The organism is Desulforhopalus singaporensis (genome assembly GCF_900104445.1).
Classification (GTDB): domain Bacteria; phylum Desulfobacterota; class Desulfobulbia; order Desulfobulbales; family Desulfocapsaceae; genus Desulforhopalus_A; species Desulforhopalus_A singaporensis.
The window spans coordinates 1-14,868 of sequence record NZ_FNJI01000008.1 but is presented as its reverse complement, the minus strand read 5'-3'; the positions used below and the strand labels follow the sequence as shown (position 1 = coordinate 14,868).

11 protein-coding genes and 1 riboswitch are annotated in these 14,868 nt (G+C 46.4%); of the genes, 2 read left to right on the top strand and 9 right to left on the bottom strand.

Annotation, left to right across the window (positions count from 1 at the left end; all coding sequences use genetic code 11):
- Positions 1 to 304 precede the first annotated feature (304 nt).
- Both BLQ17_RS06915 and BLQ17_RS06910 read right to left on the bottom strand, forming a co-directional pair.
- On the bottom strand, positions 305 to 1,297 hold the full coding sequence (locus BLQ17_RS06915; RefSeq protein WP_092221232.1) for a sirohydrochlorin cobaltochelatase: 993 nt from the start codon (positions 1,295 to 1,297) through the stop codon (positions 305 to 307).
- A gap of 117 nt (positions 1,298 to 1,414) precedes the next feature.
- Positions 1,415 to 1,601: riboswitch (cobalamin riboswitch) on the bottom strand.
- Positions 1,602 to 1,966: 365 nt separating this feature from the next.
- Positions 1,967 to 3,028, bottom strand: a complete 1,062-nt coding sequence (locus BLQ17_RS06910) for a hypothetical protein (RefSeq protein WP_176761118.1) — start codon at positions 3,026 to 3,028, stop codon at positions 1,967 to 1,969.
- Between the two features lie 819 nt (positions 3,029 to 3,847).
- Here BLQ17_RS06910 and BLQ17_RS06905 point away from each other — a divergent pair.
- Together BLQ17_RS06905 and BLQ17_RS06900 are read left to right on the top strand one after the other, a co-directional pair.
- Positions 3,848 to 4,303: a permease gene (locus BLQ17_RS06905; RefSeq protein WP_092221229.1), complete on the top strand. Its 456-nt coding sequence runs from the start codon at positions 3,848 to 3,850 to the stop codon at positions 4,301 to 4,303.
- The gene (locus BLQ17_RS06900; protein WP_092221227.1) at positions 4,300 to 4,821 is read left to right on the top strand and encodes a permease; all 522 of its coding nucleotides are present in this window, start codon (positions 4,300 to 4,302) and stop codon (positions 4,819 to 4,821) included. Before BLQ17_RS06905 ends, BLQ17_RS06900 begins: the two co-directional genes overlap by 4 nt.
- Positions 4,822 to 4,847: 26 nt before the next feature.
- On the opposite strand, the gene BLQ17_RS06895 is transcribed toward BLQ17_RS06900, so the two are convergent.
- From BLQ17_RS06895 to BLQ17_RS06865, 7 genes are all read right to left on the bottom strand, one after another.
- Entirely contained in the window at positions 4,848 to 5,408 is a 561-nt protein-coding gene (locus tag BLQ17_RS06895; protein ID WP_281180511.1) for a TRAP transporter large permease subunit, read from the bottom strand.
- 342 nt (positions 5,409 to 5,750) lie between these two features.
- Complete coding sequence (locus tag BLQ17_RS06890) at positions 5,751 to 6,779, bottom strand: hypothetical protein (RefSeq protein WP_143005454.1); 1,029 nt, start codon at positions 6,777 to 6,779, stop codon at positions 5,751 to 5,753.
- A 205-nt stretch (positions 6,780 to 6,984) separates the two neighbouring features.
- Entirely contained in the window at positions 6,985 to 9,315 is a 2,331-nt protein-coding gene (locus BLQ17_RS06885; protein WP_092221221.1) for a putative bifunctional diguanylate cyclase/phosphodiesterase, read from the bottom strand.
- A 25-nt stretch (positions 9,316 to 9,340) separates the two neighbouring features.
- Entirely contained in the window at positions 9,341 to 10,330 is a 990-nt protein-coding gene (locus BLQ17_RS06880) for a crotonase/enoyl-CoA hydratase family protein (RefSeq protein WP_092221216.1), read from the bottom strand.
- 382 nt (positions 10,331 to 10,712) lie between these two features.
- On the bottom strand, positions 10,713 to 11,798 hold the full coding sequence (locus BLQ17_RS06875) for an alkene reductase (RefSeq protein WP_092221214.1): 1,086 nt from the start codon (positions 11,796 to 11,798) through the stop codon (positions 10,713 to 10,715).
- A 274-nt stretch (positions 11,799 to 12,072) separates the two neighbouring features.
- On the bottom strand, positions 12,073 to 12,537 hold the full coding sequence (locus tag BLQ17_RS06870) for a putative molybdenum carrier protein (protein WP_245695024.1): 465 nt from the start codon (positions 12,535 to 12,537) through the stop codon (positions 12,073 to 12,075).
- Between the two features lie 480 nt (positions 12,538 to 13,017).
- Positions 13,018 to 13,827, bottom strand: coding sequence for an NAD(P)-binding domain-containing protein (locus tag BLQ17_RS06865; RefSeq protein ID WP_143005453.1), 810 nt, complete (start codon positions 13,825 to 13,827; stop codon positions 13,018 to 13,020).
- Between the last annotated feature and the right edge of the window lie 1,041 nt (positions 13,828 to 14,868).

The window sequence follows — 14,868 nt, the reverse complement described above, 5'->3', positions numbered from 1 at the left end:
TTATCCAAGGTACTATTGTATCGATCAGACTAACCGGGATCCTCCCACCGCAGGATTTACCGGACTACAGTCAAATTACCGAAAGACACATACCATACAGACTTCATCCGGAAGAGGTTGTGAATTCACACTCCAACTATATGGACCAAGCCGCCAAAGGATATTTTCCAGAGATCATAGGACTTTTGAACAAAAACTGTTATTACTTGGCTTCAGCTTTTTCAAATTCAGTGGAAACAAAATAGTCGATTCAAAGAGTAACCGCATATTCTCTGAATCGACTGATAAAAAACAATCAACAATCTTATTTCAAGATAATTCCAGCATCTTTTGCCGCATCAGCGGCATGATCTGCAAAAATATTTGCAAAGTTATCATTTTCCCCAAGACCCTTTTTTACAACGATAACTTCGAAACCATTTTTATCTAAAATAGATTTCCATGAATCATCTTCCTCGCTGGCCATATCATTGATTGAGTGGTCACCGGCTACTATCATGAAAGGTTTGAGCACTACCTTTTTGACCCCATATAAATTTAATAGTTCAATTACATCTTCAATTGCAGGGTAGCCTTCCACATTACCGATTGCCGTAACAACATCGGGATATATTCTTCTCATCTTGGAGGCCAATTCAAGATAGGCTCCTCCGTTGCCTGGGAAAAATTCATTTCCATGCCCCATGTACACGAGCCCTGCTTTTTCTTTCATTGCCAGTTTTACATCAGGTTCCACAATCCTGGCCACCGTTTCAATATCTTCTGCATACGGGTGCTCCTGTCCATACGTTCCGAGTGCCGGTCTGCCAAGTGCTACTTTGTTAAAAGGCTTATATTTTGCCTTTTTAAAAGTGCCCATGTTCATTAACGCATCAACATACGTGTGCAAGTCAAGAAATTCCTCCCCCATAGAGACATGAGTCGGTTGAATCACGATGGTGTCGTAACCATCATTTTGCAGATCTGCAATCGTCGCTAATGGTGTTTTTACATGAAGAACGTCCGCGGGAATTTCCGGGTGAGCCTTAATATAATCCGGGTCTTCCGCCCGATGTTGCCATTTTTTTCGAATAATGTTTGATGTAAATGCTATCTTTACCGTAGTGTCCGGATATTTAGCATTTATCTTGGATCTGATATTCAACAACCCCTCGAGGGCAGGTTCGACAGTAGTGCCGAACATGGCGAGAACAATGGCATTTTTATGCTCTACCTTATAGTCACCGCTTGCTTGAGCGTTTGCGGCGAGAATCAGGAAAATACCTACAACCGTAAAAAAAAGTGACTTCAACTTCATAAAAACCTCCGTTTTTCACGGTCCGGAAAATAAAAAATCCCAGACCAATTAGATAATTGACCCAGGATAGCCCTATCATCTCCCAGATAGACGGTTGTCCGCGTCTTTTCCACAGACGTTGACCCATAATTTCAGGTAGGTCTTCTGGCTCCCGGATTTACCTACTGGCTGCCCCTTCCCATCATTGTAAATGACAGTGGTATTTCGCAGCGTTCGTCCCCGGTCACAGCGGCGGGCCCGCCTCGGAATCACACCGAGTTCCCTTTTATACTTTTCACAAAGTACCTGAAAAAGTGATCTTAACAGAACAATAATTAAATTACGATGTCAAGGAGTTATTCATAACAATCATGCGATACGACGCAGTCGTACGTTTTCTAAATATGTAGAAACGGTCCGCATAATTATAACCAAAATTAGCACACATGACCGCCAGACTTCATATAACGACATATTAAAACGCGCGTTTGCTGCCTTGATATTTAACTTTTCCCGGCACCCCCTCTGGAGCATCGTTACAAACAAGGAACACCGAACACCCCTAAGGGACCACCAAGGGGTGTTACCGGTAAGATCGTTGGGACAGCAAATCGCTGGCTTTTCACCCCGCTCCCGGGGGAAGCATGTGAGGATAACAAGGCCGCACTCACTTTTTTTGAGCGAGAACCATTACTGTACCGGATCTTTATTGGGCCAATCCAAAACCTCCGTTTCTCTTTTTCCCTGCGGAGTGACCACCAGAATTTCAATTCTTTGGACAATCTCCTTTATTTCTGCGATGGTATCCCCCATCTTCTCGACACAGTTCTCAATAAAGTCGATCTGGGCTCCTTGAAAATCCGAGTTTAAAAAATCCATCATGTCATAAACTTCCTTGGCAATTCTGTAACTGATTTCCAAGGGTGTACATGCCGCGGCACCATTATTGCCCAAGACGTCCTGGTTCGCCGGGTGTTTACAGATTTCAGCTGATATTTCCAATGCTTTAGCAGCTACATACGATGTCAGCACCACCGAGACATGGATTGGGTTCTCCAACAGTGTCCCACCTCTTGGCGGACACAACGGCTCATCACCATTTTGCTGTTCCGTAAACAACATTGTTTTTTCGGCAAACAACGGCGCATATGTCGCCATTTGTACTGACGCTTCTTCGATCTGACCTATTGCCTCGTCGAGTTCTTCTTTAAACCTGTCACCTTTTGCCGCAACTTCTGCCTGTTTGCCTGTACATTCCGTGACACAGAGACCTTCCTGATCTTCATTGATTTTCACAGGAGGTCCCTTGGCTTTCACAAAACTACCCGGGTTGGCGGAATCCGGCTCCATCCAGACTAGTTTCCAATTGTTGCATTTATCGTCATTAGCCTTGGTTCCATCTGTGGCCTTAAAAAAATCGTAATATCCTTCAGGACTGACTATGCCGATTTCCAGGTCTTCGAAAAGAATTTCATTGCGGATATCTATATCTACAGGGAATTTTCTGCACGTCTTGGCTCCGTTATCATTTTTATTCTTTCCCTTGTAAGCACCTTCAATCATTTCCTGGAAATCACTTTCCTCCAGGGAGTCATTTTCTTCGTGCGCCCGGCGGTGCACATTTTGCAAATTGCCATGCCTTGTTCGCAAAGAGTTGCAGCTATCCGAATTATTGCCTTGGGGACAGGCACTATCAACATAATTGCCCAGTTCACCAACAAGGCCACCTTCTGCATTGATGACTTCACACATTTTGGCTTTCATGCTGCCAGGGTTATGGACATCACAATTTTTCGCCAGGACACTCTTTCCCAGGCAGACAAAAAAAGCCAGGACAACTGTTACAAAAAGAAATGTCTTCATTTGGCACCTCCCACTTTTGGTGAAGTATTGGTATTATAACAGGTTATAAAATTTCGATTTTCGCAAAACACCGAACCCGTCTTGCAACCAAAACCTGCTATCCCAACAGGAGATCCGATACCCGCCGGGTGTAACCTGTGCACATTTTGTCTCTTTCCATATAAACAGACCTATTGAGCAAAGGATGCTCGCCGGAGAATATGTCCGCCGCGATTAAACGAAAAAAAAAGATGCGCCTGCAAATAAAATCCATCACCTATTCCGAGCCCAACGTCCCCTTGATTTTCCCTCTCTAAGTTGCCGCAAACGTACATTTCCCATCAATTACAGTGAAACTTTTATTTATATAATTTTATGATGCTTTAATTAAAAAAGCCAACGAAACGAATCGGTACTTCACCGTCGATCGTGACAGAACTGTTTGGTCCAGAAGCTTGGATCACGAAAAAAACGAAATGATAAAGGGTAACCGTTCAGAGAGACAGGCAAAGATTATCTGCAGGAAATCTTGAATGAGATGAATGATAAGCGGCTGACATAGTTTTATTGTTTGCACTCTCGTGTGCCGGCCAATCAGGAAAGCTGGTAATTGCGTTGCCACTGCAATAATGTTAGCCTTATTGCATTTTTAAAACCGCAGACCAGACCAACGACCTTGCCTTTCTCGATAGTTGGTCTGGTCCCAGACAGGCGCCACCGGAACAAGCCATGAAGAATAAACCGCATAAAAGTGCTGAGCCCCAACGCTCTTTTCTTGAAGTCCTGAAAAAAAGCAGCCTTGCCTTTCTGAGCATGACTCCCCTTTTCGCTGGGGTCATCGGCCTGGTCGGCCTTTTCCAGACCCTGGTCTCCGCGAAGACTCTTGTCTCTTTTTTTAAGGGAGATATCCTGATCGACACCTTTACCGGCACCATCACCGGAGCTTTTGCGGTGGGTAACCCCGTTATCAGCTACCTGTTGGGCGGAGAACTGCTCGACCACGGAATTTCCCTTTATGCCGTCACAGCCTTCATCCTCTCCTGGGTGACCCTAGGGCTTGTTCACCTGCCGGCGGAAGCTGAAGTATTTGGCGCAAAGTTCACATTATTGCGAAATATACTGGCCTTTTTCTTCACCATGCTCATTGCCATCCTGACCACCTCAACCGTCCATCTTCTGTCATGAAGAAACAGCAAAAACCTTTCGCCTTTAGGGGCAAGCTTTTTTTTGCACTCGTCTTCCTTGCATATATCGTGCTGCTTATAACCAACAGGGAACAAGCTGCGGCAGCACTTTACAGAAGCGGTGTGGTATTTACCAAGGTCCTGCCGATTTTGATGCTGGTCATTGTGCTGACCAGTCTGCTCAACTATGTTCTACAACCGAAAAAAATAGCCGCTCACCTCGGCCAGCAGAGCGGCATCAAGGGGTGGTTATGGGCTTTAGCCTCCGGGGTAGTAAGTCATGGTCCCATGTATGCATGGTACCCCCTGTTTGAAGAGCTGCTGGAACATGGTATGAAGAAGGGACTGATTGTAACTTTTTTCGCTTCCAGAACCATCAAGCTGCCGCTGCTGCCGATGATGATCGACTATTTCGGCTGGCAGTTTAGCCTGATACTCTCGCTCTACATCCTGCTGACTGCTCTTGCGCAGGGGTGGATATATACCCATATCGAAGCAATAACAGCCAGCAGATTGTGACCCACGGCTGGTCCTGTCGCGGCTGTTTACTTACTCAGCACCCTGTATACTTTCCCGTCATCATCCTGGTCCGCCTGTACCTGCAATTTTTCCCAGACACAGTTCTCAACCCCTTGGCACACATAGGAACATGCCTTGCAATATTCACCCCTGTCCACTTCGGCTACCCACTCGCCGAATCCATCCTGGTATGTTTTTTGGGCGGTCAGTGTTGTTTTCCTGCCGTGACTGAGCTCTCTGACGGTCATCTTTTTCATGATACACCTCCTCTTGGCCAACTCTCTTTCCTGGTTAATAAGATAAGCTTTAATCTTATGATTGTTAACCAGATTAATTGACGTCGCCCCCTCCGACCATCGATGATGGGAGTGTTTGTCATAATTTCGCGCGTACATGCCCGGCACGGCAATAGTCCCCATGGTAAACGTCCCCGGGGCAAATCCTCCGGTCATGGCGAGACAAACACAAACAAAAAGTGACACAATGGCAAGACCTCCTTTTAACTCGGAGAACCAGGAGCCAGTAGCCTGATAGAGCCGATCGGAAATACCGGGCCGCAGCAGCAGGTTGGACATAAAGACAAACAGGGGGGATGGGAATGAGAGCGGTACTCGTCAGCTGGCTGTAAGTAGTCATCGCAACATTGAAACGACACTCTCCTCAAAAAGAACATTCAGCTCCAGCGAGCCTCTTGGCTATCGATAACCAGTTAGAATTAGAATTTCTTTTTTATAAAGTCAGAAATACTTTGCCACAGCAACAGTACGGCGACACATTGAGCCCTGCACGCCATAGCCCAGAGGCCGGCAAATAGTGAATAGAGTCCGAAAACCTGAACAGCCATGGGCCACACCCAGGTTGTCGGCCGATTCCACAAATATCTCATGAACACTTCAAGGGAAATGGAGAGAGGTGGCTCATTTTTTTGGTCAATAAAAGACCTTGTGGTACCCTTCCTTGCCGGAGTCGCAGCCGATGGCAGCTTCAAATTTAAAAATTACACCCGGATTTGGTTCACGGCCATTATCTTCTGGGAACTCGACGTTTGGTGAAATTTCCATAACCAGCCAGTCACGGTAAAACCGTTGCCTGTATCTCATCAGCAACCGGATATTGTAAAGATTGTATTCCGGTTCGGTCTCAAAAAGAAATGACGATTCGTAAGACAACGCCTGGTAGCTACTGTACCTCTGGTAGATCCTGAAATGCTGGCCATGGGGATACCCGTCCCTCCCCTCGGAGAACAGTATTTCACTGGTTGACCGGAACAGATAGTTGTTGTCCAGCTGGAATTCTAGGTCATAGAAGGTCTTGTTTTCCCACCCGTCATCGGTATAGTAGCGCAGACGATTGGCAAACCTGCCCTGCAGGGTGCCGAAATCCTGCAAATGCCGGAACCGAAACCCGCTGTAGAGATAGTCCCAGGATACACCGACGTCAAAAGCCAGATTATATTTGTCGTTTTCCCGGAAGAAATACCTCAGAGCAGTAACAAAGCTTGCGTCATCATTGTCCTGAGATGATGCTCTTTTCTCACGACTGTCACTGGCGTCAAAATCAGGATCTTCAGAGCCCAAGATGATAAGCTGGGCCTTGTTGGACAGTCGGGGCAGCCTCAATCTCAGGTCGAAACGAGGCTTGACCTCACCCCCGTCATCTTCCAGATAGTCAAACGATAATTTCAGGGTGCCTCGAGTGGTATTCCTCTCGGCAACAGAGCGTTCGTCATCAAAAAATGAATCTATCCACTCGGCAGTAGCAATGAGCATTTCGGATGCCTGGTTATACATTTCATCCAGCATCTCTTCCTGATTCTCGGTTAAAAGGGGCAGATCGCCCCCCTGTTCTTCCCCCCACCGGTTGCCGGTTGAGGGCGAAGAATTTTCACCTTGTACATGGGAGACACCAGATAACAGACCAAGACAAAGTACGGATAAGCAGAGTATACATTTGTTCATAATCTTGTTTTATTGCCAGCAATGCCAGTATATGGTACGGAAAAAACATATTCCGACCGGTGCGATTTCTTTCGATTACCCTTCTAATTACAGGAGTATCAGAGAAAATTGCAAAAATCAATCAAGCCGGTTTTCACAACAATTCAGTCTGAAAAAGCTTAACAAAAAAGAGGCGGCCGCATAGCGGCCTGTGGGGACAAACCCGTTAACGTCGGGGGTTGGAGCGAGAAGATTGGTGTTCATTTTTGAGGAATTTACGAAAATCCTCTGGATTCAGCGGCGGGCTGATAATATACCCCTGGATCGTTCTCACACCACGCTGGCGTAAAAACTCCAATTGTTGTTTATTTTCAACACCTTCAGCAACTAACTCCAGGTTCAGACTGCGCGCCATTGCGATTATTGCGTCTACCAGAACTTTGTGATTCAGGTCATTTTCCAGGCCGTGAATAAAACTGCGGTCTATCTTCAGAATATGGAGCGGAAATCTACGCACGTAGCTCAGAGAGGAATATCCTGTCCCGAAATCATCGAGCGACAGCCGTATTCCCTGGTCGGCGAAATCACGAAGCTGAGAGAGGTTCTGCTCGGAATCCTGAAGCAGCAGACTTTCAGTTATTTCCAGCTCCAGTTGATCGCTCGGCAGCCCGCTTACCGTAAGAGCCTTCTTGACTTCCTTCAGCAGAGAGCCGATGCGGAACTGTTGCGGCGATACGTTGACAGATACCTGCAGTCTTTGTTTCGTTAGCCCCTGCCATTTCATGGCTTCATTACAGGCTTGCTGCAGTACCCAGGCGCCCAGTTCACTTATTATTCCGATATTTTCCGCAAGGGGAATGAACTCACTTGGAGGGACGTCACCAAGTTCCGGATTATGCCAGCGGAGCAAAGCTTCTGCCCCTGTTATCTGGTTGAGGGTTATATCTATCTTCGGTTGAAAAAACAGGGAAATTTCGTTTTTCGCCAGAGCATATCGGAGGTGGTTTGAAATCAAGAGCTGTTTTTCGGAAATACGGCGCATCTCCTGGGAGAAAAAGTGATATGTGTTCCGGCCATCACTTTTCGCCTGATACATTGCCATGTCGGCACACTGCATGAGCTGTTCATGGGTGTCACCATCATCTGGATACACACTGATACCAATAGTTACAGTGGTATGAATTTCTTTTTTTCGCACATAGAACGGCTTCTCAAAAATATTGATAAGCTTCCGGGCGACCACCTCTGCATCCGTCTTGTTTTCCAGGTTTTCCAGAAAAATTATGAACTCGTCGCCACCGGTACGGGCTACAACATCACTCTCCCGCAGTTGTGCCTGGATCCGGTTTGCCGTTTTACGTATTATTTCGTCTCCGGCGTCATGGCCTAGAGTATCGTTGATATCCTTAAAGTGATCAAGATCCAGAAAAAGAAGGGCCACCTTTTTCTGAAGCCGGCGGGCGCGGGTAAAGACGGAATGCATGTAGGACTGGATATAATGACGGTTGTATATCCCGGTCAACTGATCGTAATTCGCCTGATAGATGAGTTTTTCTTCCCACTTGGTCCGCTCGGTAATATCCTGCACGTTGGCAACAATAATCGGCGGATTATCGGCAGTGGATAATTGCAGACTTGCCTCGACCGGAAAAAAGGTGCCGTCCTTGCGACGGTTTATGCCGCGGTATTTGACCGGCTCCCATCTGCCGTTGTGCAGCGGTTCAATGAGATTGAAAAGCGATTTTCGATCAAGGGTAGTAAAAATATCAAGAAGGGTTATTCTCGCGAATTCCTCCTGAGAGTATCCCAGGTTGTCCAGCGCCCCCTGATTGACCTGCAGGCATTTGAGGGTATCGGCATCGATTACATAAATTTCCGTAGTGCTGTCGTTTAAGATGCGCCCCAACCGATTGCTCAGTTTGTTCTTTTCCTCTTCAAGATTTTTTAACAATTTTTTGTTTTCATACCGAAGTCTCGTACTCATTACATAACTTCGATTGTATTCAAGGCTCATCTTCAACAAAAAAGCACCGAGCACAACAGTCATTATACTCGTCCCCGAGTACAGCAGATCGTGGTTGAAAGTGGATTGAATAAGCACCGGGGACAACAGCGTTACAAGGTACAGGGCAAAGGAAAAAACATCGAGCAGCATCGTCACGGCAGCCATCGCAATGCCATATGGAAACAAGATAGCAATAAGAAGCAGGTACAGGGAATCTTGCGGGAAAAAAAATATATTGAGACTGCCCATAATCGACCCGGTGATAAATATCCCGAGCCTGAATATGGCAAGTCCGGACGGCAGGGATTTCGGGAAACGGGAATCTTCCCTATACCGCCTGAACAAAAACCAGCGCCAAGCAAGAACGACGCTGAGAATCAAGAACCAGACAACAAGGTTGACAGCATCGAATTGTTTCGACAGAATAAGGACATAAATAGCACTTGAGACAAACAGTCCGATAGATGCAACTTTGGACCTTACGTATAGATGATCGAGACGGGTTTTTTCTATGTAATATTCGACGCTGTCAAAATTATCTACCATAGTCATATTGGCAACAGGTGCGATCTTAGCGTCAATTGCGTAACCGCCGGTCGAGATTCTTCCGCCGATCGTGCAAAATCGTTTTACCGGACCAATCTTTCAAAGGAAACGTTGTCTGTTCTGTATTAAACCGACGATCCTGTTTTGTTCTCAGAAGCGCGAGCCCTTTGCGAATTTTCGCCGACTGAACCTTAACGAGCCTGTCGATAAGGCGCAAGTCCTTCTCAGTAACCCGCAGCGCCGCCTCAACCCATATCTCCGTTATATCCACGAGTTCCTGATATTCAAGGGGATGATAACGCTGCCTGACCATCTGCAGGGCACGCAGGCTATTGCCGGCATGGCGATGCTGGCGCATAAAGTCTTCCACGCACTCAACCCCCCTGTCCGGCTCGCCAAGGTGATGGATAATCCCCATATCATACAGCTCTTTTGCGCTGTAGGTTTCCCCGCTGGTAAGCAGTCTTTCAGTAACAACCATACCACAATTGCGAGCCAAAAAGCTATAGGCACCCATGCCAGGGAACAGGTTAAAGCGAATTTCAGGAAAACCGAACCTGGCATTTTCGGTTGCTATTAAAACGTTGCTCGATAATGCGCACTCAAATCCACCGCCAAGAGCGTCACCCTCCACCAGGGAAATCGTTGTCAGAGGCAGACGCAGATTAACAGAATTGAGGTAGAGGTTATCTATGCACTGCAGGGCATATTTATGCAGGGTCTCACGGTCTTTTTCCCTGATCGCCTGGCTAAAGAGAGCCAGATCACCACCCATACTGAAAACTCCGGGGATCTGTGAATGAAGCACCTGGTAGTGGATCAATGAATCGGCATCCGGATTTTTTTGTTGAAAATAATCCATTATTCCCTGCTGCATTTGCCTGAGTTCCTGCAGCATCCTCAACGAAAAGCATGGCCGAAACGACGGTTTATAATAACACCAGATAGCCCGATGCTCTGCATCATATCTTAGAGTTATTTCCTGATAATCAGAAAATATATTTAAAAAGTTACGGTCCACGCTTTACGCTCCTGAATGTTAACTGAAAGTCAAGATAAAGCAAATTCGATCACCGACAGCTATCGCCATGAGCAATAGAGCAGAGTGCCGCTTCGCGGCCCAACTGATTATCAACACAAAACGTTCAGTATTACAAGACAATTACTATAAAATAAAAAATTATAATTCAATGGCGGAAATAGCTGAAACAAAATCGAAAAACTGTCCAATATATAGCAAACACTAACCATTAACAACCTATACGGCAGGTTGGGAAGTTATCCGACAGTCGGTTCATTCCACAGTTAGTTGCACCTGGCAAAATAACCAGTCAGATTATCCACCCCTTTGCACCCTCCTGTGTTATGTCGACTACCAAAGGGAGCAGAAGTAACCTCTCCGGTTATTCTGAAAAAAATGGATAATCCGTATATCCTTCAGCTCCTGATGTATACCAAAATGTCATATCGTCGTACGGGGCGAGGGGCCAGCCGTTTTTCATCCGGGCAACAAGATCCGGATTACTTATAAAAGGTCGGCCAAAAGCTGCGATATCCGCCTGTCCGCCAGTCATTCTCTGTTCCGCATCATTTAGAGTGTAGCCGCAATTACCGATAATAGTTCCGGTAAAACATTTACGGAACTCATCAAGTGTCATTGGTTCCCCTTTGTTGTGAAAACCAAAAGCGAGGCCATCCATGATATGTACATACCCGGGGCTGAGTTTGTTCAGTTCCCTGGCAACATACAGGTAGGTTTCCCTGAAATCATCACTCCCCATATCGTTGAAGATGCCGTTGGGAGAGAGTCTTACTCCTACTCGGCCGGGAGGCCATATCTCAAAAACGGCCTCAAGCACCTCCCTGAGAAAGCGAAACTTGTTTTCCAGGCTCCCTCCATACTGGTCGTTTCGAAGGTTTGTCTTCGAATCGAGAAACTGGTTGAGCAGATAGCCGTTGGCGCTGTGAATCTCGATTCCGTCGAATCCGGCATCTTTGGCATTTGCTGCAGCCCTGCGATAGTCATCGACCGTTGCCTTGATATCGGCAACCGTCATAGCCCTTGGGGTCTCGTATTCTTTTTTTCCAGCCGGGGTGTGAATATAATCACCATTCAACCTGATCGCTGATGCCGAGAAGGGAAGTTCACCTTTATGAAAATCACTGTGGGACGCCCGGCCGCAATGCCAGAGCTGCAGGAACATTTTCGCCCCTGAAGGCTTCACCCGTTCGGTCACTTTCTGCCATCCGGCAACCATCTCTGCAGTGTATATTCCCGGAGACCCGATCCACCCAATACCCTGGGGGGAGATAACTGTTGCTTCCGTGATAAGAAGTCCGGCCGAACCACGCTGATAATAATATTGTGCCATTAGCTCGTTGGCCACCCTACTCTCCCCGGCACGCCCCCTGGTCATAGGCGCCATCGCGATTCTGTTTTTAAGTTTCATCTCACCTAGAGCGTAAGGTTGAAACAGCGATTTACCCATAGTATCGACCTCCTGTTTTGATAAAAAATACGGCAGGTAACAACATGTATTGCAAATACGATGGTTACATGCCGTCCTCACGAATAACTAGGCTTTGAAAGTTTCGGCAAACTATAAGTTCATTTCTGCAACAGTCGAGAGAATAACTCCTATTACCATGAAGTTTTCCTCCATCCATGACACCCCCAAGTTCACACCCGGCAGCACTGAGGTGATCACTGAAAAACGGTTGTAAAATCACAAGGCAACTCATTGTGCCAGGGTAAAATGGATGTTATAGGGCGTATTTGAGAAAACCATCGATTATTCTATATACCGCATCGTATATCCTGGAATCGTTGGATGCCGATTTCCCCGCAACGTTAAGCGTTTTGACATTATGGTCGTTAATGAAATCTGCAATCATCCTGATGCTTTCAAAAGGACCTGACTGAGCAAGATCGATATGCAACCACGGCTTTTCCAACTCATCGGCAAATTTTCCTGTCTGTGCCGATCCTCCGGTCAGAAGACCGTGGGTGAAAACAACCGTTGCATCCGAATAGAGAACATTCTGTTTCGTCCTCTCGGGATACCCGCCCGTTAGCATCTCGTTTACAACATAACGTTCATCAAGAGGCCCTGCTTCCGTTAACCGCCCTCTGCCAATCCACCCTCCGCACGGGAAATCATGAGCCATGGCTGCATCGATTGCCGCAATGTCCGCACCTGTCTGGTGTCCTGATATAATTTTTTCCAACAAAATATTTTTCCTGTATTATCGATAATTTATTTCTTTGCACAGAAAACCGACGATACCCCAACCCCGTTCACGGCAAAGTAAATAGAACAATTCCGGCTCCTACGTTACCACATTAAGCTTGTTAAGGGGACGTCATAACCCCGTTGAGCCAATGTTGATTTATTTTTCTTTCAGGATCGAGCAATAAGCTTCAGGATAGAATCGACCGAACCGTTCAGGCCTGCTCCAACAAATGTCCAGATTTTCTGTCGGGTCCTGTTTTTCATTTCTTCAACTATCTTTTATGGCAGCTGACGCCTATTGGCAGCATATCGTAAAAAAATTTTCAGAAGACCAAGTAAATATTATCTGGTAAAGCGCGTTATTGATCCACCGGGCAAAATAGCGTGATCGCAGTATTCAACTGCCAACACACAAGAATCGCCGCTCTACTGCCACTCGAGTTTTTGATATATCTGCACAAGGTCTCAATGTTTGCTAGTCCGATTTTTCCTCAGCAAGAGCCTCGTTGATTTTTTCACACGCCTCTGCCCACGGCGAGAAGGCCTCTTTTGCTTCTAAAATATCCAGTCCTATCCGGGTGTAGGTACCAGAAGTGGCAATGGAGTCACATATTTCACGCAGTGACTGGTCTGTTTTAACCGCAGCCAATGCTGTTGCCCCCTGCACCGAATGAAGCACCAGTTCGCGTGCCTGTGTTTCAGATAAGCCCTTTGCTGCGAACCAGTTGGTTAAGTTATCGAGAAAGGCATACATCCAGCCGTTCATGCACGCAGCTGTTGAGGCTAACCCAAACTGACCCTGGTCATTAAATACAATCACCCTGCCCAACCGGCTGAGTAGTTCTCGGGCGATCAGGTTATCCGGATGAAGTGGCACCACGCCTTGGCCCATCTCCGAACAGGCCAGGGGGAGGGTCAGCACAACTTCTGCAGGCCCGGCCAGTATCTTTATCTGCTCAAGCGAAATTCCTGCAACACAAGAGACAAGCAGATGGTCGGCTGTAAATTTCAGATTGTTGAGAATTTCTTCAACCTGGGCGGGCCTGACGGACAGCAGGACAATCTTGCACTGGTTTACAACCGCCTGGTTATCAACGGCGATATCACAGCCATATTCCTGTTTCAGCGTTAGGGCGCGTTTTTTGTTTCGAGGTGAAAGAAGAACAGGACGTTGATCGCCAGCGTTACGCAATCCCGTAACCACATAACTTGCCAGATGTCCCACACCCAAAATTCCCAGTGTTTTGCTCATAAAGCTTAAATCCTGCATAGACTTGTTTGCCAAATGATTATTTTCCTTTTACTCGTATTGCGCCACACACCGAACTGCCGCTATCACACCTTGATTGTAATTACGCAAATACAATTCGTTACAGTCGTATTCCAGTGACGTCGATAAAAGCTAACCAGGTGTTTGACACTGTTTGACACATGTCAGTTTCCCTTTTGCTATGTGTCAGCATTGTTGCCACATTTTCTCATAAAAACAATTTTCATTGAGAGGCGACTTCTCGCTGACACCTTCCTCTTTGGCTAATTGGCTGATCGACCGTTTGTGAGGTGACATTATCTCTTGCAACACCGCCTCATCTCGCTCGGCGAATATCTCATGCATAAACCTCATTCCCCCTCTCTATGATGGGTTTCAGTTCATGCGGCAACTTCCTGCCACGGTGGGGGGCGTTTGGCCCGCAATCAGCCCAACTGGGGTTTTGACCAGTGTCTTCTATAGTTGGTAACGTAAAAGAGGTCAAGTGGCGTGATAAGGCAAAACCAAACCGCTAAACAACGACTTTGGTTAGATTAGCTGCAGGATTAAGACCGTTTTCATTTTTCTTTCCTCCTTTTTGGTAAAGTGAGGATAAAATAAAACGGGTCTGATTATTCGGTACATCTTTCTTCCTTTATGCAAGAAGTACAAGGAAGGAAAGAATAACACTACAAAAACAACTGTCCCATAGCTGTCCTGGAAGCAAAACAGCCACCCAGAGAGTTCTCTAAATGGCTGTTTTTATGTCAGCCAGAAAGCGGGACCGAACCGCTAACCTGCGTTTTACCAGAGCAAAAACATGTGAAGAAACTTGATCGCAGGCAGCAAATGGTTTTGACTTATACACCCTTGTTGTATGCCTGTTCACTCTTGTCCCCAATAGCATTTAAACAGGAAAACCCTCTTGTTAGATGTGGTATAAAGTTTTTACGCCAATAAAAACAGAGCCACAATCAACGAAGAGGGTTAGTCCATGATAAAAGGTTCCAGTTTGTTTAGTCAACTTCTTCAGCATTTTCCAAGAACAGAGTTTGCGCAGCTTGTTGCCAAGCACAA